We start from the raw sequence: 22,456 nt of genomic DNA on the forward strand, positions 1-22,456 counted from the left end.
AGTTGCGTCTACCGGGATGACGAGTGCCGTATTAAACTACAGGTCGCCGCACCTGCACAGGAGTCAACTCTGGTGCGTGCGGCCTGAACCGCTCCTGACTGCCAGACTCTTAGCTTAGGCACACCCCATGACCAAAACCCAGCGAATATTGGCACTCGTGCAAATGTTACGTTGTCACCGATATCCGATAACTGCACAGCATCTCGCAGAGCAACTCAGCATTAGCGTGCGCACCGTATATCGCGACATCATCAGCCTGCAACAGCAAGGCGTGGAAATCGAGGGCAGCGCCGGACTGGGGTATTTGCTGAAATCCGACGGTCATTTACCGCCCTTGATGTTTTCCCGTCAGGAGATTGATGCGCTGGCGTTGGGCCTTGATTGGGTCAGCCGCCACACCGATGCCGAATTAAAATCCGCCGCACAGCACGCGCTGGCAAAAATTTATGCCGTCATGCCAGCGCATTTATCGCATGGTATCGATCATCAATCATTGCTGGTCGCTTCGCGGGGAGAAGCCCTGTTTGAGAAGCATCTGCCGGAACTGCGTCAGGCAATCCATACCCGCAATAAAATCTCGCTGCGTTATAACGATCTCAAAGACGTGTCATCCACTCGCATCATCTGGCCCGTGGTGCTGGGATATTTTGACCGTGTGCGCTTGCTGTGTGGCTGGTGCGAACTACGCCAGGATTTTCGTAATTTCCGCGTCGACCGCATTGAAGAGATTGTGGTTGAGGATGAGACCTATCCCGGGACGCGTCATCAGTTGCTTAAGCGCTGGAAGGATTATCAGCAAGCACGTTATCCCGATGCTCGATAATGGGTTTACAGCATACCGCTGTAAAGCACCGGTCCGGTGGGTTGCCCCGTTGGTGAACCGCCCTGAGGTTCCAGGCTGATAGCAAGGGTAGCCCCTGCTGCTAAGGCTCGATTATCCATTTCTATTTGCGTTGCCGCATGGTCTGCCAGTAAACCCAGCGAGACCGGGGATTGGCCCGCAGGAATCAGCCAAAGCTGCAGACTTCTGGACGCATTAATGGCGACGGGTTTAAGCGGCGATAATTGCAGATAACGGCGGTCGCTACTGCGGCTGACCACCCATTGTCCCTGATGCTGTGAATCCCCCAGAATCACCAGGGGTGCGAACTCATCAGGGCGATGGCTGTAATAGGATACCAGGGTGAATGCCGCAAGCCCCGCAGCAACCAGCCAGCCAACATAAGGATTGGCGCGTTTCACCGGGGTTTTAGCCGGAAGACTCAAGGCAATTTTTTTCCACACGCGTTCCGGCGGGATTTCAGGTCGCAAATGGGTGTCCATTCCTGCCAGCATTGTCTGCCAGCTTGCCACTTTCGCAGCCAGTTCCGGCTCTTGTTGCAGCCGCCTCTCGAAACGCAATCGTGCATTGCCGCGCAATGTTCCCAGGGCATATTCGGCGGCGAGCGCATCATCATGTTTATTGTTTTTCATAAGCCCACGCACTCCCGAAGATGCTCCATCGCACGACGGATCCAACTTTTTACTGATCCTACCGGTTGCTGCATCCAGGCAGCAATATCGTTATGCGACATCCCCTGATAATAAGCCAGCGTCACACTCTGTCGCTGCTCATGACTTAGATGCTGCAGACAGTGATGTAATCGGGCGTTCTGTGAATCGTCAAAGGGGGCATCTGGCCCTTCCGCCTCACCCTCCGAAACGTTATCGCTATATTCTTCAGACAGGATGGCCTCACGCGCCTGTCCACTGCGCAGCCAATCAATACAGCGATTGCGCACAATATGCGTCATCCAGGTCATGGGGGCGCTCAGTGCGGCATCATAGCTGTCGGCTCGATTCCAGATAGTGAGGAAACAATCATGCAGCACCTCCTCCGCCCAGGCTCTCTGGCGTAATGTGCGCAAAGCAAGGGCGAAAAGATGCGGCGAAGCGAGTCGATACAGTTGTTCAAATGCCTGGCGATCGCCTTGCGCAATCGCCCGCATTAATTTCACCTGCTGTTGAGCCAAAACGTTATCCATGTTTTTCCCGGAAGGCATTGAAATGCCTTCCGAGTATAGACAATTACTTAGGCATCAGAACGGTATCGATAACATCAATCACACCGTTTTTCTGATTCACATCATAAGTACTGATATTGGCCACATTGCCCTGGCCATCTTTCAACTGAATATTGTGAGGACCATTACTCATAATCCACAAAGGCTGACCGTTCACGGTTTTCAGCTCCGCGTGACCGCCACCTTGTTTGATTTTCATCATCAGCGCTTTCATGTCGTATTTACCGGCCACGACATGATAAGTGAGGATGCTGGTTAACTTGGCTTTGTTTTCCGGTTTTACCAGATTATCCACGGTGCCAGCGGGCAGTTTCGCAAACGCGGCGTTGGTTGGCGCGAACACAGTGAAAGGCCCTTTTCCTTCGAGTGTTTCCACTAAACCTGCAGCCTTCACTGCGGCCACTAATGTAGTGTGGTCTTTAGAATTGAGGGCGTTTTCAATGATGTTTTTCTGCGGATACATAGCGGCACCGCCAACCATGACAGAGTCAGAGTTCATGGCTGCGAAAGTCGTGGCGGAGAACATCAGCGCGCCAGAGATGACTGCAGTGGTGATTAGCTTTTTCATCATAAATCCTCGTTGTAGGGGAGCGAAGAATTTGCTCACAACGGGATATACGTAAGGAGGGGGCAAACTGGATGCAGATAAAAATAAAAAAATTTTCGCCCCTCACAAAACGGTTTCAAACACCGTCATGTGAGGGTGCGCTGGCTTTACATCTCGTCTTCAGGTTCCAGGGCGTCCTGAATGGCATCAGCCAGATTGGAAATTTCATTCGCTACCGCCTGAAGATCCCACGACGCTTTAGAACCGCTGGCAGAGGTTGAAGCGCTGACGGATTCCTTCGCCACCGCTAAAGCGGCCGCCACAGCGATGGTTCGCTTGTGTTGTTCTGGCGTCATACCCATTGGGGGTGGTGCAAAGTAGTCATTGACCATTTCATCTCTCCGTTTACCGCGTTCAAATAATTAATCCTGCGTGCATTATCAGGATATTGAGCACGAGTGCGACTAAAAGTTCACGTCACGCTCCTGACGGGTTCTGTTACAGCTCTTTTGCACTTACCGCGGGTAGCCAGGCCGCTGGTGTTGCAAAAAGCTCATTCGAACTGAACGATAAGATGCAATACTTATCGCTGCGTAGCAGATATTAAAAAATCAATCAGAGCTTTCACTCTTTTGGTTTTACCCGCATTTTTTGGGTAATAGAGATACACCGGCGGATAGGTTTTCCAGTAGCTCTCCATCACGGGGATAAATTGATCCTTGTCAGGTTGTAGCCGCCAGATGGGTTCAAACAAACGTCCAATTCCCAGCCCGTTACGGATCCCATCTGCCATAACGTCAATATCGTTGCTGATTAACTGCCCGGGCATCTCAACGGTCAACTGCTCACCGCGATCGTTCAGAATCAAAGGGAGGATGCGGTTGTTAGTGATAAAACGGTAACCAATCAGCTGGTGGTGACGGAGATCAGTCGGTACCACAGGCTTTCCGTGCCTGGTGAGATAAGCTGAGGATGCATATAACCCTTCACGAAACGGTTTCATTATCGGCCGCGCCACCACCCCGCCCTCCAGAATATCGCCAAAACGGATCCCCAGATCAAAACGTTCTTCGATAATATTCACGGTACCGTCGAAGACCGAAATTTCCAGCTGTATACCCGGATATTGCTGACAGAATTCTGCCATTGCAGGCTTAAGAATTAAGAGATACGCAAAACGTGAGAGCGTTATTCGCACGACACCCGTGGGCTCCTGGTTTTGATCGCGGATGCTTTCAAGCGAATTTTCCAGCGACGCCACCGCCGCAGCGGTCTGTTCCAGCAACAGCTGCCCGGTTTCCGTCAGCTCAATACGTCGGGTCGTGCGTATAAAAAGCGGATGGCCGATATGCTCTTCCAGTAGCTTAAGCGCATTGCTGACGGAGGGAGGGGTAATTTCCAGTTTCCTTGCGGCTGCCGAAATATTGCCCTCACGTGCAATGCTCTGAAAGATGCGTATCTGGTTATAAAGGGCGTTATTCATAATGTCTTCCTTAAGCAATCACCGCCTGATTATTAAGTACAGCCTAAATATGCTTAAGTCAATGGCCCTCTAATCTTCCTGAAATGCGCCTCTTATACTTCTGTATCTTTCAACAACGCCCTGAGTTTAGGAGACTCTGATGCGAATTTTATGTCTGGACATCCCCGCCCCTGGAGCATCACTTGAACAATATGCTCCGCACCTTAATGCGGAGGCTCTGCACGCCTGGGGATTGTATAAATCTGGCTTCATTCGTGACATTTACTTCCGTCAGGACAGACCTGGCGTCGCCATTTTTCTTGAATGTGACTCTGTCGATGAAGCGATGAACGTAATGGCCGAATTCCCGCTGGCAAAAGCAGGCTTATTAAGCTTTGAGTGCATACCGCTTGGCTCCTTTATTAACTGGGAAAATCTCTTTGCCGCTGAATTTAAAAATAAATAGTGAGGCCCGATATGAAACCTGCAGATAGACCTGTTCTGTGTGTCGTCTCCAGCCATCCGATTAAAGGCGCACCCGGTGTACCGACCGGTTTCTTCCTCGCCGAGCTGACGCATCTGGGGCAACCAAAGTTCATCACGTTCTGGATGCTGCCAGCGCTTCAGAAATTAAGTTAAGTAATGAGTAAATTATCCTGCTGGAACAGCTTGCCTCAGAGACCGGTGTGGATACGCGCGGAGCCTGGGAAAACCCGATGGTTCAATAAAGCAGATAAAGTACCATTTCTGCCATTACTAAACAGCAATAATATAAAGGATCGAAAATATCGGATAAAAACATGGTTTATTGCAGAACCTTCCAGGAGCACGTTTACGTTACCCCGTCAGGTATGCTGAGACTGCCGCATTTTAAGTTTTACTACGAGTTGATGGGTGCAGAAAGGATCCTGTGCTCCGTTGATTATCCCTATCAGACCCTGGACGGTTTAAAACATTTATTGAAAGTCTGCCCGTCAACAAGGCTGAAAAAGAGGCCATCGCGTTTCGCAATGCAGCGCGTTTACCTGGCATCACGACTTCGTTCACTGATTCATCAGGATTGAGCACAATGGAAGTCAGGCGACCATTATTAGTTTTTGTCTAAAAGTGAATAAGTCTTTACTGCTCTAAACAAAATAATGCTGACACTCTATACTGGGTTAAATATTCATCATCACGATTTAACTTATTGAAATGAATAACATCCTTATTATTTCCGGCCATCCAGAGCTGACCCATTCCGTCGCCAACGCCACTATCCTTGATGAACTGGCGACCGCACTTCCCGATGCTGAAATTCGTCGCCTGGACTGGCTCAGTTTGGACGGTAAATTCAACATCGGTGCGGAACAGGAAAGCCTGCTCAGGGCCGATGTGATTGTCTGGCAGTTCCCTTTTTCCTGGTATGGGCTGCCCGGGTTAATGAAACAATGGCTGGACGAGGTCTTTGTCCACGGCTTCGCGCATGGCTCAACCGCGAAACTGGGCGGTAAAAAGCTGATCCTCTCCTTCACCACGGGCGCGCCACAGGCGTTCTATACCGCTGACGGTTTCTTTGTCCATGCCATTGAAGAGTATCTTATTCCGTTCGAGACCACGGCAAGGCTGTGCAACCTTGAGCTGCTGGCGCCGGTTTATACCTGCGGTATCAGCTATGCCGACCGGGATGTCGACAAAATCGCGCAGCAAAAAATGCTTGCCCGGGAACACGCTTCAAGGCTTGTCGACCTGCTCAATACCGTCGTGAATAATCCAGAAGGAGAATAATGATGCAGTATACCCGGCTCGGTAAAAGTAACTTACTGGTCTCCCGCATCTGCATGGGGTGTATGGGGTTTGGCGACCCGTTAACGGGCCAGCATCGCTGGACGCTGGACGAAACCGCAAGCCGGGACATTATCCGCTACGGTCTCGAAAAGGGTATTAATTTTTACGATACCGCCATCGCCTATCAGAACGGCTCCAGCGAGCGATACGTTGGTCGGGCGCTTCGGGAAATGGCGAAACGCGATGACATCGTGCTGGCCACTAAGTTTCTGCCGCGCACCACTGCCCAGATTGCCGAGGGGATCAGCGGAAAACAGGCAATAGCCTACTCGCTTGACCAGAGTCTACAGAATCTGGGGATGGACTATGTTGACCTCTACGTCTACCACATCTGGGATTACAACACGCCCGTTATTGACGTGCTTGAAGCGCTACATGGCGCCGTTACCGCTGGTAAGGTGCGCGCTATTGGTATTTCAAACTGCTATGCATGGCAGCTGGCTAAGGCGAACGCGCTGGCTGAACGTGAAGGGCTGACGCCCTTTGTCTCCGTCCAGAGCCACTACAACCTGATTATGCGTGAAGATGAACGAGAGCTCTTCGGTCTGTGCACTGAAGATGATATCGCTATGACACCCTATAGCGCGCTGGCTAGCGGCCGTCTCTCCCGGAAAGCTGGCCACTCGCTGCGAGCCATTGAGGATGACTATGCTCGTGGGAAATATGAGAGCACAGCTGAACAGGATCGGAGCATTATTGAGCGCGTAGCCGAGCTTGCCGAGCGGCATCAGGTAACTATGACGGAGATCTCACTCGCCTGGCTGCTGACAAAAACCACGTCTCCTGTCGTAGGGGCCACAAAAAAAGATCATGTTGATGGCGCGGTAAATGCAGTAAATCTTCAGCTGAGCCCGGAAGAAATCCGGTTTCTGGAGGAAACCTATCAGCCGCATGTTCTGACAGGGATCATGGCGCAAAACACTCCGCAGACGAAAGACGTTAAGCAAGTCTGGACGCGTTAGCCCTTTTTCACTGTCACAAAATGAAAATCGGAGGAAAGATGATTTTTAAAACATCAGTTGCCGGTCTGCTCCTGTTAATCGGGCTCGCTTCAGCAATGGCGGCAACCCCTGCCTATTACGTTGCGGAGTTTCAGGCAACCGATCGTGAAGCTATAAAACCTTACAGTGCTCAGGTTGAATCAACCTTCCAGCCTTTTGGAGGACAATTCATTGTCAGAGCAGGTGAACCCGATATCAAAGAAGGGTTTGGAGCACAGGGCCGACTGGTTATTATCAAGTTTGAGAGCCTAAAAAATGCCCAGGCCTGGTATAACTCAGCTGCATACCAGAAGATCATCCCCATCCGACACCGTGCCGGTAATTCGCGAACCTATATTGTGGAGGGATTACCGTAACAAACTCCTTTAACATTCAAGCGCTTTTCAGCCTTATTTGAACAAAGGAGGTTTTATGATGTCGTTACGTAACCGCAAAGTAGCAGCATTATTTTTGTTTGCATTCGCCTTCTTGATGTCGGTCAGTCATGCATTGAGCCGTGAAAAGACCGACATCAAAACGCTTGTCATTGTCTCTCACCCTTATCCAGAACGTTCCGTCCTGACAAAAGGTTTACAGGACGCAGCTGAGAGTTTGGAAGGCGTGACGGTTCGCAACCTTGAGACTTTATATGGTTATGACACTCGTAACATTAATGGCGACGCAGAGCGAAAGATGATGCTTGAGCACAGTCGTGTCGTTTTTATCTTCCCGACACACTGGTTCAATATTACGCCGATGATGAAAGCCTGGCTGAATGAAACCTGGGGAAGTGTCGGACCCGGTCTGTGGCAGGGAAAGGAGATGCTTCTTGTCAGTACGGCTGCAGGTGGAGACTCCACTTATGGACCAGACGGCAGGATCGGTGTTTCTCTTGCGGATGTGTTTTTACCGATGAAGGCCAGCGCCCTGCACGCAGGTATGATGTGGCTTCCTCCTTTGGTTTTTGAGAGCGCCAGTAGCAATCGGCTTACATCCCTCAAGCAACAACTGATTAAACGTCTTAAGCATTAATATCAGTAAGAGGAACATCGTGAAAAATAGCCTTATTCTGCTAATTTCCATACTAATAAGCAGTCCTGTCTTTGCAGAGAAAGCGGACACGCAATATAAGCCAGTGATGAATATCTTCAACATTAGCGTCCGGCCCGATCGGGACAAGGATTTTGATGACGTGGCCAGACAAACGATTTCCGCTTCGGTGGATCGTGAAGCAGGCACGCTGGCGATGTACGCCCTGAAACACAGCGCCAATCCACGTCAGGCATACATGGTCGAACTCTATGAAAACGAGGGTGCTTACCGCAAACATCTTATTGCCGTTCCGTACAGGGCATTCGCTGCTTATGCACCTGAAATTATCGATCGGAAACAGAAAATTACCCTTGAGCCACAGTTTCTCGGGGACAAACACTTCCTGCCGGATGAGCGGACTATCAATAATCTGGTGGTCGTCGAGGTTAAGCCTGAATTTCAGACCGAATTTAAAAAAATTGTCCTTCCTGAAATGGCGCAGTCGCTCAAAGTAGAGAAAGGCGTGTTAGCCATGTATGCCGCTACAGAGTCACAGACGCCGAACCGCTGGTATTTCTATGAGATTTACGCCAGTGAGGAGGATTATCAGCTACACCGACAAACGCCACACTTCAAGGATTATCTTAGACAAACGGCGCAGATGAGCACCAGTAAGAACGCTATTCCTGTAAAACCGACATTTCTCCGTAACAAAGGCGGAATTAAACAGGATCCGAACCGTTGACCAGTGAGGATTAACATGAAAGGCGTAATTGCAGCGGCGGCCATGTCGCTTGTTATTTCTGACTTTGCTAATGCAGAGGAAAAAAGAGGTAAAGCTATGATAAAAATTGAACCTTCAGCTATTTCGGAAGCTGATATTCGCGCTGTATCACCAGCTCTGGCGCGCTTTGGCCGTGAAGCTATTACTGAGGATCTCTGGACAAGTGCCCCCCTTTCTCCCAGGGATCGCAGCATGGTGACCGTCGCCATACTGATTGCCAGAAACCAGCCTGGTGACCTTAAGCACTTTACAGAAATTGCCCTAGATACTGGCGTAACGCCAGCGGAACTGTCAGAAATCATTACTCATTTGGCATTCTACTCAGGTTGGCCAAATGCCATGTCAGCCATCAGCGTAACCAAAGCGGTATTTGAATCTCGCGGCGTCACAGCTGATGCGCTTCCCGAAGCGTCTCCGGCCTTACTCCCTCTTAACCAGGAAAAAGAAAAGCAACGTTCAGAAACGGTGGAAAAAAATATTGGCCCAATATCTCCGGGTTTGGTTAAATTTACCGCTGACCCACTGTTCCTGGATCTCTGGCAAAGACCCGCGCTGAAACCCCGCGACAGAAGCCTGATTACGGTGAGTGCATTAATCGCATCCGGACAGAGTGCACAAATTGGCTATCACCTTAACCGAGCGATGGATAATGGACTTTCTGCTGCAGAAGCGGGTGAAGTCGTCACACAGGCTGCATTTTACGCTGGCTGGCCAAACGCATTTACCGCAGCCCCGGTGGTCGGGGAAATATTACGTAATCGTTCGTCCAGTAAAGAATAAAACCTCCAGGAAGGACCCGCTTTTAGTAGCTCCTTCCTGATGTTTTCTGCATGTTTATCAGTAATGTCTTCGCTAAAAATTAGAAATAACCTTTTTCTGCTCAAGATCATTTCGCAGTGAGCGACGTTCACACCTGCCTGAATTTTACACGGATAGAGCTAAAAATTTTTATAACTGTCCTGAGGATAATTGATAGGCAATTGTTACCTCAATTTTCGTTGTGCTAATTATCTCAATCTACGGCAAACACTTTATGTGAGGTGAGTAACAGTATCACTTGGGTAATAGAATCGATGTCAGTATGGGAATTTAAGTACATGAACTCAGCGTATATAAGTGCAATGCTAATTCGAGAGAAACTCGGCCCCGCCGTAAAATATTTCACGAAGCGTTCTCTTTCCTTAACGCTGAACGCCTGATCAGCAAGACGGCCACAATCGCGGTGCTCAACACAGTGAGCGCGCCCGCCAGAAAGATATTGCCGAGCCCAAGGTCACCGCCCACCCAACCAAGCATCGGGCTGCCAATGGCCATCGCTACATCGAGAAAGGCCGTGTAGATCCCCATCACCATTCCACGATTCTGCGGCGTTGTGCCGCTGATGGCTTCAATAACCAGCCCCGGATAAACCAGTGAATAGCCAAAGCCGGCAAACGCGGCCTAGGCGGAGGCCATCAGCGGGATTCTGGCGAACCACATCAGAAACAGCCCTGCCGCCTGAACCAGCACGAAGATCAGCGCGATGAGCGCCCCGCCGAAACGGTCCGGCAGGTGACCGGCAAAGGTGCGGGCCACAATCAGGGCCATACCGAACGCGGTGAATGCCATCCACACTGGCTGCCAGTGCATGGCGCTGTAATAGAGCGAGCTGAACGCCAGGATGGTGCAGTAGCCTGTGCTGGCAAGCGCGGCACCCAGTCCGGGTAACCACACTGCCTTCATGACCGAGCCAAACGTGGCGTGAGCGCGGGGCGGGGGCGGGGGCGGGGCCACGGCGGGTATACGTGACAGGTAAAACAGCACGAGTAGGGGTAACAGCAGGGTTATCAGCGCAATAGACTTAAAGCCAAACGCGCCGTAAAGCACTGTTCCCACCGGCCCCCCAAGCGCCATGGCGGCAAACATGACCGTCCCGACCCATGCAATCACCTTCCGGCATGCGCTTTATCAACCTTCGCCAGCCCCCAGGCCACCCCCCCGGTGATAATGAAACTTTCTGCACCGCCCAGAATGGCCCGGCCCGCCATCAGTATGACGACCGACAGAGCAGGTAAGCTGATCGTCCAAAGTGACACCAGATAGAGCAGTCCGGCCACCGAAGCAGCCATCAGTCCGGCAACAACACCTTTTTTTTGCCCCACGTCGGTCAGAATAAGAGCCTGACCAGATGCGTGAGATAAGTGAGGCGGCAAACTGTGCGCCTGCCACTAATCCCACAATGAAAGTCCCATATCCCAGACCGTTTTCTACATGCAAGGGCAGAACGGGAAGCGCCACGCCAATAATCATAAATCCGGCCAACACGGCGGTGATGACCGGCATCAGGGTCATCAGTACCGAAAAGCCGGTTATTCCTGATTATGCATGGATCATATTCGGGGCCCGGGGTCAATGCTCAACACTTTCATGTGTCAGTTAATCAAATAAATGTGTGCCACAAGATACCCAAACTCCTATATTTCAGTTAAGTGCTGGAAAACCTTAACCCCAGTGCCGATGGGTTAAACACCTGAAGAACAATTGATCCTTCATAAATCAATTATTCCAGCTCAATGCGTGTAATGGCATAATCAGGTTTAAAAAAAGCGAGCATCATGATGGAAAAAACGGCTAAGAATCAGATACTGGATAGTGATATTGCGCGTCTGTTACTGAAACACAGAAAAGAAAAGAACTGGACAGTGACTGAGCTTGCCCAAAGATCGGGTGTCAGTCAGGCCATGATCAGCAAAGTTGAACGAGGTGCCTCCAGCCCCAGTGCAACTATCCTGAGTCGCTTAGCAAATGCCCTGAATATTACGCTATCAAAACTCTTCGCCGAACTTGAGCTTAACCACAACTCAATGGTGCTTTCAGCCGACCAGCAGCAGCATTGGACAGATGAGCAATCAGGTATCACCCGATGGTCTGTGTCTCCTGCGGGCGCTACAGCTGAGCTTATCAAAGTTGAAATCCCTGCTCTGGGTCAACTCACGATTCCCGCAGCCGCTAATGAGCACCTTTCAGGGCAAACCCTTTGGATATTAAGCGGCAGCCTGGATTTCAAGGTCAATAATCAGACCCATCATTTACGAGTGGGTGACTGCCTGGCTCTTACCTTTGCAAGCGAGTATCAAATGAGCAATCCTGATAGCGATCAGTGCTGTACTTACATCGTCGCTTTTAGTCATAAAAATCAATGATAATGCCCCTGCCCAGGGGGTTACATCTCATGAGTTTTGCTCAGATGTAACAGGGGGTACGGCCTTCCCTGATTATCCCGCTCGGAACGTCCTGAAACCTGAAAACCCAAATGCTGATAAAACCCTACAGCTTGCTGGTTTTGTTCATTTACATCCACGCTTAGATGAGGATGAAGAGCCAGTGCATGGGATATCAACCGCTTACCAACGCCCAGTCCGCGAGCAGACGCATCGACAAAAAGCGCCTCCAGATGACCATCATGCAAAAACATAAATCCTACAGGCTGGTCATCCTGTTGAGTTGCTACCCATACCGGTGTCTCTGAAAAAAAGCTGACGACTTCTTTTTCGATTTCTTGTCTGTCGCGCGCTGTCAGAAAATCGTGGGTAGCATCTACAGAATTTCTCCAGATTTGTATAATCTCTGGCGCTTCAGATGGGCGAGACATTCGTATTTTAAACATTAATTCTACCTCTTAGATGTTCACTTCCTGGTGAAAATACATACCACCAAGTCTCATCTAAATTTATTATAGTGAATTTAATTTCACAATAGTAAATATGGGAGCATTAACCTTACTGTTAGCTCAGTCCACTCCAGTTTCAGGTTTTGGCGGGTCAATATTGTTCAACTTTCGCTGTGCGCCAGATACGAGTTCATGCTGATGGTGAAAGGGTCATACTCGATTTAAACGCCTTTCCTATCACTGGAAGTCCATTTCGATTAATGGATGCCTTTTGATTGCTGCCTCGTTGCTTTGCCTAAGAGCAGCAGCGTGCCAACAGCGGACATGACTATTTCGGGAAAGAGATAATCGCTGATAACCCGCCCCAAAAAACCTGCTAAAACCGGTTAGATAATCCAGCATGTTTAAATGTTTTTTCGGGTGAACTGTTGCTCAGTGATGGTATTTCCCCACTGATCGCCCTCCCATTCTTTTGACAATTCAAATCCGAATGATTCGTACAATCGTCTGGCCGCGGTGAGTTTATTAAACGTCCATAACTGTACTGAAGTGAATTTCTGCTCATCACAAAATCTCATCGCTTCTGAAATGAGTTTTCTGCCCAATCCGCTACCACGATATCCGTCGTCAAGGATGAACCAGCGCAGATGCGCCTCATTATTTCCCAGATCTTCACCGTCAATGGCGACTGAGCCGACAATGCGTTCGTTCAGCATCGCCAGCCAAATCTGATTACAGGGTTTTTCCAGTCGCGACGTAAAATCAGCCAGACCGGCAGCCACCTTAGCTTCAAAAAATTGGCCGAAGTGATGCTCTCTGGCGTAAAAGCTGCCATGCATTTCTGTCATGCGGCCAATCATACCTGCATGATAACCCGAGACTATCTTAACGTTATTTCGCATTTGCCCTGCGGTGTTTTCCCGACAGGCTTTCAAGGCGCTGGCGTATGACGATAGGCCCTGAGATACAGCCTCCTGAGTAAAGGGATCGAGTTTCCCGAGAGCTGCTGCTACGCGTTGGTCAGCGTAAGCATTAATGCGCTGCACGGTATCTTTACCTTTCCCGGTGAGGCTCAGTCGCTTGGTCCTCGCGTCTACAGAACATGGGCTTTCTTCAAGCTCTCCGGCCTCAACGAGTTTAGCGAGCATGCGGCTAACGCTGGACTTCTCCAGCCCCAAAATCTGCACCAGTTGAGCAGCCGTCATTGCGCCATGAAGTTCAACTTCAAGCATGGCGTGAACGGCTGACGGAGGATAATCCGTTGCAGCGAGATTTTGGTTCATGAAACCCAGTTCTCGCACCATTAATCGTGATGCCACACGGATGTTTTTTATGTTTTGAAGTTCAGTAGCCATTAACGTTACCTTGCCAAGTTGGTTGTACTATACAACCATTTGCGCGAAGGATTTGTCAATCGTTATGCAGCCTGACTCACAGAAGGTTAGATTTTAAAAGGCGCAATGTGTTTCAGCCTGAAGCCCGATTTGACTAAACGGCTTCAGGCTGATCTTGATATCAATCAGGCGGTTTGCAGAAGAGAGTACTTCATTGTACCTGCGAGGTTTTCAAGCAAATTTTTCAGCATTTTGACCGACAGCATGACGCTCTGAAGATTGTAAAACAATGCTGGGTCATGTTGCATCAGATAGTCCTCGAACTCACGTTCGCGGAGTGAGGTCATAGCAGCATTAATCTGACTGCACAGATGATTACAGTTGTTTATATACACATCCAGAGACTGATAATCGCCATCCGTCATTTGGTGAAGGAGCATATTCATTTGTTCGAAACGAGTTATCAGTTCGCGATGAGACTTCCCGTGTTTCAGGAAGGCATTTATATCCATTTTTTCCCTCAGAGATGAATCACACATCAGAAACGCTGCCAGTCAGTGCTTTCGGATTGTCTCTGAGGAATCCGCACTTGTGATGTCAGCGGGACAGACTCAACTGGCATAGTGTGCTTAAGTGGTGTTGGTTCAACAGCCATAATAACTGGCAATGTAAACTGCCTGACCATACCTGACAGCGTGAGTGCCTGATCCTGTAAGGACGCGGAGGCCGCAGAAGCTTCTTCGACCAATGCCGCATTCTGCTGCGTCACATCGTCCATCTGACTAATAGCCAAATGCACCTGATTAATGCCGGTATTCTGCTCTTCTGCCGCAGCGGCTATTTCACTGACCAGATCGTTAACCTGACGGAATGCTGCTTTGAGTTCCGTCATATTACTCTCGACCGTCTCAGCTTGAACCGCACCCGACTCCACCAAAACATAGGATGAATCGATCAGCTGTTTAATTTCCCGAGCAGCCTGTGTAGAACGCTGTGAAAGGCTACGAACTTCACCCGCGACCACGGCAAATCCCTTACCGTGCTCGCCGGCCCTCGCCGCTTCCACTGCAGCATTGAGCGCGAGAATGTTGGTTTGAAATGCAATCCCTTCAATCAGCGTGACAATTTCAGTGATTTTTTTCGAACTGCTTCTGATTTCCACCATGGTGCTTAACATACTTCCCAGGGACACGACGCTCGCATCAGACAGCACTGATGCATTACCGGATAAGCGACTCGCCTGACGTGTGTTCTCTGCCGTCTGTCGCACGGTTTCACTCAGTTCGGCCATACTGGCAGCAGTCTGTTCGAGCGAAGCTGCCTGCTGCTCTGTGCGGGAGGATAAATCTTCATTACCTGCCGCGATTTGTGCAGATGCCGTGCTCACCGAGTGAGAAGTCGTACTGACTGAGTGGAGTGCGGAACTGACACGATTGAGAAGCTGGTTTAATGCCTTCGCCATCGCACCCACTTCATCCTTACGACTGTCATCGGCAGTCACGCTCAAATCCAAACTATCGCCTGCACGCAGCATGATTTCACTGATGTTCTTCAGGCTACTGCGGATACGTAAAAGAGTCATGACGGTTAACGCACCAAGCAGAATGATGGCCACCGTTACGCAGGCTGACATTCCCCAAAGTGTCCGCTGATAAATCCTCTTGTTTTGACTGCGAAGCCCTTCCGAAAGAGAAATATTCAGCGCGAGTTGCTTGCGGTAGTTGTCCTTTAAAGCAGTAATGGCGCCGCCAATGCCACTGTCGTTTTCGAGCATTCCCAGTGTTATCTCATCCTGGTGTGTTCGAGAGGCATTTAAAAAAGCAGGCAATCTCGATTCAACCAGCTTTAAAGTAGCCAGCCCCGTTTCGGTCATCTTTTCATCTTGATCACTGGATATGTCATTTTTTAAGTAATAATTTGCCAACGTTCGGATGTCTGCCATGCGGTGAGATATCTCACTTTCAATCGGCGGCATTCGCGTGTTGTCCGTCTGACTCTGATGTTTGTAAAGCGTCAGGGATAATCTGTTACTCCGGTCTATAAGATCGCCAAGGTCGCGTATTGAGGGTATCGCGTTCAACTGTACGTATTCAAAACGCTCCTGAAACCCTGATAAAAGCCTTAAGGAAACGGTGCCGCATAGAATGAGAGAAGCCGAGAGTAAGAGAAAAGCCAGGGTTAACCTTTGAGTAATATTCATCTTTTTTACCTGGTAAATGTTGAAATGAGATTTCTTAGCAACAATCACATCGGCAAAAGAAGAACAACAATTACATCAAATATACTGATTAAAGTTAATCCAACTTAATCATATTTCCTGATCCACCGCACTGACGTTCTCATTTTAAACACTTTTATTATTGGCGACTCAACCGCGCAGACATCCATTGACGATATTGAATCGGTGACATATCCATTACCTGGTTAAATGCCTTGCGAAAAGCCGTATCCTCTGAGTAACCACAGTCCTGTGCCACCTTGCGTATGCTAACATTCGTGCTCACCAGCATATTGCAGGCAGATTCTATGCGTACTCTCGTTATAAACTCCTTCGGTGTCTCTTGAGATATGGTTTTGAGCTTTCTCTGGAGCGTTCTTTCTGTTGTGTGTAAAGCGTCGGCCAGTTCCGCTGCGGTAATGGATAGATTTTTTAAGCGAATGATTTCCTGCGCTCGAATCATGAATGCTGAGTCCGATTTGGCTGCCACATTTGAATGATTTAAACTTTGTCTAAGAAGATGATTATCATTGAGCGACATTTCTGAAGTCAGATTGGCCACCTCTGCGCCCGCTCCTTTTTCAATAAGGTGCATAGCAAGTGATATCCATGAAAAACAGCCCCCTGAGGTTACAATACCGCGGTCTTCCTCGACCATTTTCCCCTTGCTCAATTGAGAACTGGGATAACGCTCTTTGATCATGTGGCTCACCCACCACGTGGTGGAATAATGCCTGTCATCAAGCAAACCGGCTTCTCCTAAAACTACAGCTCCCGTGCCAGAAGCCGCGATGCAAACATTTTTTTCATGTAGTTCTTTGACCCATCCGGCTGCCTGACGAATGTTGTGTATATTTATAGGTTGTAAATCCGGGCCCAACAACATACCTGGCGCAATGACAACATCCAGATTCCCTGCCCCCTGAAAAGAGCTATCAATATGAATTAGCCTGCCTTCCGTATCCAGAACAGGTGCGCCGTCCGCACTGACAATAAGTGTTTCAAACGGGGCTGCCGAAAATTTGCACGCATGAGCAGGAGAAGAAGCAATCGCTTTATTGCTAATCCAGAATAAATCCGCCAGGCCAGCAATTGCGGAAAGAACGCTGCCTTCTAAGGCGAGTATGGCAATACGCATAGTGTCATCCCAAAAATGTCGTAATTTGCGTGTTTTTTGTGACTATTTTACTTTCAAAATAGGTAGAAAGACGAACATCCAATTTTAAAGTTAATCAGGTCATTTTTGAAAGGAGTTAATGTTCCCTGAACCGAATCATAATTATTGCGCTTAAAATACACCTTCAGCCATCGAGCAGAGTTAAGCTATATCCTGGCACTCCGTCGCTGCGAAAAAATAGCCATCAGATTGATATTTCAGCCTCACCCTCTACGCATTTATTTAACCCTGAGAACTAAGACAGGATTATCAATTATTAATCGACATCCCCAATGAACTGCCTCAACTCGCTGCGAATCGAAGCCGATATACTTACGGCAAGCATCTTTAACGGCCAGTGATCACATAGCCTGAACTTTATCTTTCAGCACACGACCATAAATATGGCGTGTTTCACCAGCATTATGGCGCATTTAGCGTGTAGAATTACGATTTGAAAGATTACGATGTCGCCTATTATCAAAACATGTACCCAAGGAATCTGACAATGCAACGTAACCTTGCCTTCCCCATCAATATCGGCTGGAAAACATTGCTCAAAGATGTCGGATTTGAGCCTGAAGACATACTTCGAAAGGCTCGCCTGCCTGATGATACTTTTTCAAAAGCCGATCACGGCCTAAATACAGAAGAATACTTTCGTTTGTGGCGCGCTTTGGAGGCTGAAAGTCATCATCTCGCTTTTCCGCTGAACCTCATTGAAAAGGTTTCTGCTGAGGTCTTCGATCCGCCGCTTTTTGCGGCACTATGCAGCTCAAATATGATGCAAGCTGTCCAGCGGCTGGCCAAATATAAACAGCTTATTGCTCCAATGCTGCTTGAAACCAACATTGATCATCAGGGTACGTTAACGGTTTCACCTCTTTGGCTGTCTGCCACAGACACTGCCCCATCACTGCAGGTAGCAGAACTTGCCTTTTTACTTAAGCTTGCACGTATCGCAACACGTGAACCTGTGAGGGCATCAAAAGTACAGCTATCGCATCTTCCAGCAGGAGCAGAACCCAGTCAATTTGACCGCTACTTTGGGACGGCTATCTCTTTTGGTGAATATCCTGCTATTTGTTTTTCCGCCACCGATGCCCTGCGGCCTTTTCTGACAGTGAATCAAGGGATGTGGCAAGTCTTTGAGCCTGAACTAAGGCGACGTCTTAGTGAGTTAGATGTCACAGCTTCCACCGTTGAGCGGGTACGTGCTGTGCTTCTGGAGTTGCTGCCCGCTAACGAAGCGACAATTGAGAAAACGGCTGAACGCCTGGGCGTGAACAAGCGAACACTTCAGCGCAGGCTTGAGGAAGAGGGTGTGACTTTCCGCCATCTCATCAATACCAGCCGCGAAAATCTTGCCCGTCACTACCTGGTGAATACCCGTCTGCCCGGTTACGAAATTGCTTTTCTGCTTGGTTTTGAAGACCCAAATTCATTCTATCGTGCATTCATGGCATGGACTGGCCAAACGCCTGAAAACGTCAGAAACGCCATGCATCCTTATTAAAAGAGACCATATGAAAAATTCAGATAAGAATCGCATTGTGTTACTTGCAGGTGCATCAGGCCTGGTAGGTGGCCACATATTGCAGTTGCTGCTCAATGACCCTGAGGTGTCGTGTGTTCATGCTTTGACTCGAAGACCTCTCAGAGTGAGCCATCCAAAGCTGCAGATCCATCTGGTTGATTTTACCTCTCTGCCACAACTTCCTCATGCACATGAAGCCTATCTTGCTTTGGGCACCACCATTAAAGTCGCAGGCAGCAAAGAGGCTTTTCGCGCTGTCGATTTTGAGGCTAACCTTGCAGTTGCACAGGCAGCTATGTTGGCGGGTGTGAGCCGCATAGGGCTGGTTAGTGCCGGAGCCGCAAATGCGAAATCCTCGATGTTCTATACCCGTGTTAAGGGAGAGCTGGAAGAGGCACTCACCGCACTTCCATTAACCACACTGGTCATTGCGCGACCTTCCCTTCTGCTTGATTACCGCACCGGACCAGGCCAGCCACTTCGGCTGGGCGAACTAATCTCCATTCCGCTAGCCAAACTGTTGTCACCGATTCTTCCCGCTGCTTATAAGCCCGTGCGGGCGCTTGCTGTGGCCAGGGCACTGACACTAAAAGTGCCCGTCACTGCAGGGGTGGTTGTGCTGCCTTCGAACCAGTTGATCGAACTGGGCGTTACAACTGGATGAAATCCATTTAGGTGAAGATGATCACCGCATGCTGCACAAGGCGCATTAAGCAATCATTCTGGCGCGTTGAGCATGACAGACGCGGCGTCTGTTGAGGCACACTTGATGCAGTTCATTAAGTGAGGTGCTTATGTTTAGCCAGGAAAAGAAAACCGCGTTGGTCACAGGCGCATCGTCCGGTATGGGCAAGGCCATCGCCCATAAGTTAATACAGGATGGCTATCAGGTTTACGTTGCAGCCCGACATGTCGATAAAATGTCTGATCTGGTCAGTCTTGGCGCACAGCCGCTGCGTATGGATATTTCTGTCGATGAGGAAATTGTTGCTGGCATTAACACCATTCTCACTCAGACCGGCGGTGTCGATGTTCTTGTCAACAATGCCGGTTTTGGTCTTTACGGCCCCGTCGAAGAAATGGGTATCGACGAGGGGCGTTATCAGTTTGAGGTCAATCTGTTCGGTGCCGCACGCATAACGCAGTTATTGCTCCCGGCCATGAGGGCCAAACGCTCAGGGCATATTATTAACGTCACTTCTATGGGCGGAAAGATTTACAGCCTTCTCGGGGCCTGGTACCACGCAACTAAACATGCTCTGGAAGGCTGGTCAGACTGCCTCAGACTCGAAGTCGCCGGATTCGGGATTAAAATCATCATCATTGAACCGGGGGTAATAGAGACAGAATTCGGCGAAGTCGCAAGAAACAGTATTATCAGACGTTCTGCCAACGGGCCCTATGGCTCTTTGGTGAACAAGGTAGATATGTCGATAAAAAATACCTACGGGCAAGGCAAAGGCAGTTCACCGGAGCTTATTGCAAACGTGGTATCTCGTGCAGTTAGTCGTCGTCGCCCACGTACACGGTATGCTGCCGGTAGATTTGCGAAAATGCTGATCAGCATGCGCGTCTGGCTGGGCGACCGAATATTCGACCGTATTATTCTCAGCCAGACCCGTTGATATTTAACAACGACCGCTTCTCAAGGTTTTGATCAGTCATAAATCTTGAGAAGCATATGAAGCAATCCCATGATGCCATGGGCATAGAAATAAATTTCAATCAGTGTCGTGAGCGTTTTATGCCAGTGCAACACATCGTGCGCAAGAGAGGCGTTGGGCGAAGGCATATTACTCAGTAAAAACCATAAGCCGCCGGTCAGGGATACAGCCAGTAAGGACATAACGCCCAGCCCCTGAATGGCTGAAGCAATCCCCCCGCTCTGAGCATCAGGAAGCGTGAAATTGCGCACTATTTTCAGGTCTCTCATAAACCCGCTGAAATCCAGTTTCATCCACGCAAAATACCAGGCAAAGCCGCGTTGTGAGAGCATCCATCCTGCCAGAAAGACGCTGCACGCGATAAGAACAAAGCCTGACAAAATATGAAACCAGGTGATCACCGATTCCAGACCGCCAGCTCCCATCGCTTCGCGTCGAGTCCAGTTAGAGTTAATGATTTGAGACAGTACAAGCAAGGCCGTTGTGATGTGCATACCTTTAAAAAAAGGCGCATCTTCATGCGGAAAGTAATTGAGTAAGGTGGTTCGCATGGCAGATAACTCGTCAGGATAGTTATCATGATTTTACTGCGGACAGCATTAGCAAAACCTTAACCCTAACCACCAGGAACTTCCTCCCGAATTCAGCGGGTTATGAGCCTTCTGCTTTCCCTGCTTAACTCACCAACACCTTGACATTCAGCCATTATTTTTTGCTCAGAGCTCGCAGCCTGCTGACCCTGACCCGAAATCCTACTCCATTCAGAAACAGTATTCCGGCATAATATTTACATCTCCGAGGCAACGATCCTGTCTATCAGAAGGATATTGATAAATGACCATTGTTTTCATTCCTCCTTTGATTACCTTGCTACTCAGTAAGGAACAAGAGCAAGGAAGCCCGCTGACTGAGGAAGACGTTATCCGCGTTCGTGACAACGCCACGGCCATCGTGGTGGACAGCGATGCTGCACAGGCACTGGCTGAAAGTCGTGGATATCGTGACATTGACCCGGAGAATTGCTGGGCGGAATGGGCTGAGTTCCGGGGCGAAATTTAACGTTCTGAAATATGAAGTCGAAACGTTAATCGCTCCAGACACCCGCAACTCACATTCACAGGAAATATTATATGAAATGGATTTTTGTGACGGGGGTAGTACTCTCGTCCTCTGTGTTAGCCGACGCCCGTTCGTTCGAAACCCCTGAGGTCCGGTGCCTTAACGACCATACCCTGCCATTCATTTCATCAAAGATACCGGCCAAAAAGGTTGTGGATGATGCCTATGTGCAATGCACGCCGGAACTTGATGAGTGGATGAGCCTCCAGCAATCATTACCAGATGAGATGAAGCAAAGCATGCGCACTCAACTGTATGAGTTTTACATCGGAATGGTCGAGAAACGAAGAGCCTATGAAGCCAGAAAATCCATTGAAGCCGCCCACTGAGGCGGTTTTTCTTTTTTGATCTTGAGGAAAGACAGCCTTTCCAAAAGCCACAGACCATCCTTTCAAGCATTGCGTCACCACAAGTTCCGGCATGCAGTTCAAGGATATCAGAGATGACAGGCTTTACATCACGCAGGGAAAATCCAGGCATAAGCTTGCACTCCCCTTGTCTCTGGAACTGGCGGCGGTATCCATGCGTCTGAAATCCGTCGTTGAACAATGCTAAAGAGGAAACACCTCTTCGCACCTTATTTTCTCGTCTGAAACACGGGGTGATCGTATTCCGGGTCCACTTAAGGGAACAAACCAGTCTGGCTGTGGCTACCTGGCGGGACTATCGCTTAAACCTCAGGCGGTATAAGTTAAACTGATCGAATAGAATTTAATGCGGGGACACCTTCTGATAGCGATGGTTTGATAATCGAGCAGACTCGGTGTTATACACTGAGTCTGTCAGAGAAGGAGTCCATACATTTAGCTTTGCGCTGATAGATTTTCAGGGACAATATCTTTACTCAGACAAAATACACATTCAGCCAGGTGCCAGGAAAGATGTTGAGTTCTGACATATTGAGATGCGGCTTGTGCCGAAGTAAATGAACCCAGAAACAGTCTTTCTTCTCTTAACGGTAATTTTAAGCAATCTCCACGATGGAGAGTACAGCGCCCATCATTTCCCGGTGCGCTTATCGTGTAAAACTGATAATTCAGCATTGTCATATTGCCCTTTTTTTAAAGTTAAAATTTTTCAACTC

Annotated in this window: 28 protein-coding genes and 2 pseudogenes; 16 read left to right on the plus strand and 14 right to left on the minus strand. The window is 49.0% G+C overall.

Features of this window, described 5'->3' with window-relative positions; translation table 11 throughout:
• Nucleotides 1-127: 127 nt before the first annotated feature.
• Entirely contained in the window at nt 128-823 is a 696-nt protein-coding gene (locus IAE30_RS01870; protein WP_200678124.1) for a YafY family protein, read from the plus strand.
• A gap of 5 nt (nt 824-828) precedes the next feature.
• On the opposite strand, the gene IAE30_RS01875 is transcribed toward IAE30_RS01870, so the two are convergent.
• The 5 genes from IAE30_RS01875 to IAE30_RS01895 form a co-directional block, all read right to left on the minus strand.
• Nucleotides 829-1,473 (minus strand): anti-sigma factor domain-containing protein, encoded by a 645-nt coding sequence (locus tag IAE30_RS01875; protein ID WP_200678126.1) that lies wholly within the window; start codon nt 1,471-1,473, stop codon nt 829-831.
• On the minus strand, nt 1,470-2,024 hold the full coding sequence (locus tag IAE30_RS01880; RefSeq protein ID WP_200537616.1) for an RNA polymerase sigma factor: 555 nt from the start codon (nt 2,022-2,024) through the stop codon (nt 1,470-1,472). The genes IAE30_RS01875 and IAE30_RS01880 overlap by 4 nt, the downstream gene beginning before the upstream one ends.
• A gap of 43 nt (nt 2,025-2,067) precedes the next feature.
• The gene (locus IAE30_RS01885; RefSeq protein WP_045814629.1) at nt 2,068-2,631 is read right to left on the minus strand and encodes a fasciclin domain-containing protein; all 564 of its coding nucleotides are present in this window, start codon (nt 2,629-2,631) and stop codon (nt 2,068-2,070) included.
• A gap of 146 nt (nt 2,632-2,777) precedes the next feature.
• Nucleotides 2,778-3,002, minus strand: coding sequence for a hypothetical protein (locus tag IAE30_RS01890; RefSeq protein WP_097117809.1), 225 nt, complete (start codon nt 3,000-3,002; stop codon nt 2,778-2,780).
• A 191-nt stretch (nt 3,003-3,193) separates the two neighbouring features.
• On the minus strand, nt 3,194-4,093 hold the full coding sequence (locus IAE30_RS01895; RefSeq protein WP_200537824.1) for a LysR family transcriptional regulator: 900 nt from the start codon (nt 4,091-4,093) through the stop codon (nt 3,194-3,196).
• A gap of 139 nt (nt 4,094-4,232) precedes the next feature.
• Here IAE30_RS01895 and IAE30_RS01900 point away from each other — a divergent pair, with 139 nt between their 5' ends.
• The 9 genes and pseudogenes from IAE30_RS01900 to IAE30_RS01935 all read left to right on the plus strand — a co-directional run bounded on the left by IAE30_RS01900 (nt 4,233) and on the right by IAE30_RS01935 (nt 9,475).
• Nucleotides 4,233-4,538 carry a superoxide dismutase gene (locus IAE30_RS01900; RefSeq protein ID WP_200537615.1) on the plus strand — a complete coding sequence of 102 codons (306 nt, stop codon included), beginning with the start codon at nt 4,233-4,235 and terminating at the stop codon, nt 4,536-4,538.
• 11 nt (nt 4,539-4,549) lie between these two features.
• Nucleotides 4,550-4,651, plus strand: a pseudogene (locus tag IAE30_RS01905) (type 1 glutamine amidotransferase domain-containing protein); the annotation flags it as partial.
• A gap of 2 nt (nt 4,652-4,653) precedes the next feature.
• Nucleotides 4,654-4,800: pseudogene (locus tag IAE30_RS29945) on the plus strand (aldo/keto reductase); the annotation flags it as partial.
• A gap of 466 nt (nt 4,801-5,266) precedes the next feature.
• The gene (locus IAE30_RS01910) at nt 5,267-5,839 is read left to right on the plus strand and encodes an NAD(P)H-dependent oxidoreductase (RefSeq protein WP_200678128.1); all 573 of its coding nucleotides are present in this window, start codon (nt 5,267-5,269) and stop codon (nt 5,837-5,839) included.
• A 2-nt stretch (nt 5,840-5,841) separates the two neighbouring features.
• Nucleotides 5,842-6,861, plus strand: a complete 1,020-nt coding sequence (locus tag IAE30_RS01915; protein ID WP_200678379.1) for an aldo/keto reductase — start codon at nt 5,842-5,844, stop codon at nt 6,859-6,861.
• A 38-nt stretch (nt 6,862-6,899) separates the two neighbouring features.
• Complete coding sequence (locus IAE30_RS01920; RefSeq protein WP_200678130.1) at nt 6,900-7,256, plus strand: DUF1330 domain-containing protein; 357 nt, start codon at nt 6,900-6,902, stop codon at nt 7,254-7,256.
• Between the two features lie 58 nt (nt 7,257-7,314).
• A complete protein-coding gene (locus IAE30_RS01925) occupies nt 7,315-7,911 on the plus strand; it encodes an NAD(P)H-dependent oxidoreductase (RefSeq protein ID WP_200537820.1) in 597 nt (198 codons plus the stop codon).
• A 49-nt stretch (nt 7,912-7,960) separates the two neighbouring features.
• Entirely contained in the window at nt 7,961-8,656 is a 696-nt protein-coding gene (locus IAE30_RS01930; protein WP_200678381.1) for an antibiotic biosynthesis monooxygenase family protein, read from the plus strand.
• A gap of 15 nt (nt 8,657-8,671) precedes the next feature.
• Nucleotides 8,672-9,475, plus strand: a complete 804-nt coding sequence (locus IAE30_RS01935; RefSeq protein WP_200678132.1) for a carboxymuconolactone decarboxylase family protein — start codon at nt 8,672-8,674, stop codon at nt 9,473-9,475.
• Nucleotides 9,476-9,856: 381 nt separating this feature from the next.
• Here the strand turns inward: IAE30_RS01935 and IAE30_RS29950 are convergent, their stop codons facing one another.
• The 3 genes from IAE30_RS29950 to IAE30_RS29960 all read right to left on the minus strand — a co-directional run bounded on the left by IAE30_RS29950 (nt 9,857) and on the right by IAE30_RS29960 (nt 10,887).
• Nucleotides 9,857-10,042, minus strand: coding sequence for a hypothetical protein (locus IAE30_RS29950; protein ID WP_234465393.1), 186 nt, complete (start codon nt 10,040-10,042; stop codon nt 9,857-9,859).
• A gap of 93 nt (nt 10,043-10,135) precedes the next feature.
• A complete protein-coding gene (locus IAE30_RS29955) occupies nt 10,136-10,570 on the minus strand; it encodes a hypothetical protein (protein ID WP_234472654.1) in 435 nt (144 codons plus the stop codon).
• A 50-nt stretch (nt 10,571-10,620) separates the two neighbouring features.
• A complete protein-coding gene (locus IAE30_RS29960) occupies nt 10,621-10,887 on the minus strand; it encodes a hypothetical protein (RefSeq protein ID WP_234465391.1) in 267 nt (88 codons plus the stop codon).
• Between the two features lie 405 nt (nt 10,888-11,292).
• Here IAE30_RS29960 and IAE30_RS01945 point away from each other — a divergent pair, with 405 nt between their 5' ends.
• Nucleotides 11,293-11,877 (plus strand): helix-turn-helix domain-containing protein, encoded by a 585-nt coding sequence (locus tag IAE30_RS01945; protein ID WP_200678383.1) that lies wholly within the window; start codon nt 11,293-11,295, stop codon nt 11,875-11,877.
• 20 nt (nt 11,878-11,897) lie between these two features.
• Here IAE30_RS01945 and IAE30_RS01950 read toward each other — a convergent pair whose 3' ends face one another.
• The 5 genes from IAE30_RS01950 to IAE30_RS01970 all read right to left on the minus strand — a co-directional run bounded on the left by IAE30_RS01950 (nt 11,898) and on the right by IAE30_RS01970 (nt 17,034).
• On the minus strand, nt 11,898-12,341 hold the full coding sequence (locus IAE30_RS01950; protein ID WP_200678134.1) for an acetyltransferase: 444 nt from the start codon (nt 12,339-12,341) through the stop codon (nt 11,898-11,900).
• A gap of 407 nt (nt 12,342-12,748) precedes the next feature.
• Nucleotides 12,749-13,699 (minus strand): bifunctional helix-turn-helix transcriptional regulator/GNAT family N-acetyltransferase, encoded by a 951-nt coding sequence (locus IAE30_RS01955; RefSeq protein WP_200678136.1) that lies wholly within the window; start codon nt 13,697-13,699, stop codon nt 12,749-12,751.
• A 164-nt stretch (nt 13,700-13,863) separates the two neighbouring features.
• The gene (locus IAE30_RS01960) at nt 13,864-14,190 is read right to left on the minus strand and encodes a hypothetical protein (RefSeq protein WP_200678138.1); all 327 of its coding nucleotides are present in this window, start codon (nt 14,188-14,190) and stop codon (nt 13,864-13,866) included.
• Nucleotides 14,191-14,216: 26 nt separating this feature from the next.
• A complete protein-coding gene (locus IAE30_RS01965; RefSeq protein WP_200678140.1) occupies nt 14,217-15,878 on the minus strand; it encodes a methyl-accepting chemotaxis protein in 1,662 nt (553 codons plus the stop codon).
• A 157-nt stretch (nt 15,879-16,035) separates the two neighbouring features.
• A complete protein-coding gene (locus IAE30_RS01970) occupies nt 16,036-17,034 on the minus strand; it encodes a GlxA family transcriptional regulator (RefSeq protein ID WP_200678142.1) in 999 nt (332 codons plus the stop codon).
• Between the two features lie 526 nt (nt 17,035-17,560).
• On the opposite strand from IAE30_RS01970, the gene IAE30_RS01975 reads away from it, so the two are divergent.
• From IAE30_RS01975 to IAE30_RS01985, 3 genes are all read left to right on the plus strand, one after another.
• Nucleotides 17,561-18,568: an AraC family transcriptional regulator gene (locus IAE30_RS01975; protein ID WP_200678150.1), complete on the plus strand. Its 1,008-nt coding sequence runs from the start codon at nt 17,561-17,563 to the stop codon at nt 18,566-18,568.
• Nucleotides 18,569-18,578: 10 nt separating this feature from the next.
• Nucleotides 18,579-19,253 carry an NAD(P)H-binding protein gene (locus IAE30_RS01980; protein WP_234472655.1) on the plus strand — a complete coding sequence of 225 codons (675 nt, stop codon included), beginning with the start codon at nt 18,579-18,581 and terminating at the stop codon, nt 19,251-19,253.
• A 130-nt stretch (nt 19,254-19,383) separates the two neighbouring features.
• Complete coding sequence (locus IAE30_RS01985; RefSeq protein WP_200678152.1) at nt 19,384-20,214, plus strand: oxidoreductase; 831 nt, start codon at nt 19,384-19,386, stop codon at nt 20,212-20,214.
• A gap of 32 nt (nt 20,215-20,246) precedes the next feature.
• Here IAE30_RS01985 and IAE30_RS01990 read toward each other — a convergent pair whose 3' ends face one another.
• Complete coding sequence (locus IAE30_RS01990; protein WP_200678154.1) at nt 20,247-20,804, minus strand: cytochrome b/b6 domain-containing protein; 558 nt, start codon at nt 20,802-20,804, stop codon at nt 20,247-20,249.
• A 283-nt stretch (nt 20,805-21,087) separates the two neighbouring features.
• Between IAE30_RS01990 and IAE30_RS01995 the strand changes: the two genes are divergently transcribed.
• On the plus strand, nt 21,088-21,312 hold the full coding sequence (locus IAE30_RS01995) for a hypothetical protein (RefSeq protein WP_200678156.1): 225 nt from the start codon (nt 21,088-21,090) through the stop codon (nt 21,310-21,312).
• Nucleotides 21,313-21,383: 71 nt separating this feature from the next.
• Nucleotides 21,384-21,701: a hypothetical protein gene (locus IAE30_RS02000; protein ID WP_200678158.1), complete on the plus strand. Its 318-nt coding sequence runs from the start codon at nt 21,384-21,386 to the stop codon at nt 21,699-21,701.
• Nucleotides 21,702-22,456 lie beyond the last annotated feature (755 nt).

The organism is Pantoea sp. S61, assembly GCF_016625145.1.
GTDB lineage: Bacteria > Pseudomonadota > Gammaproteobacteria > Enterobacterales > Enterobacteriaceae > Pantoea > Pantoea rwandensis_B.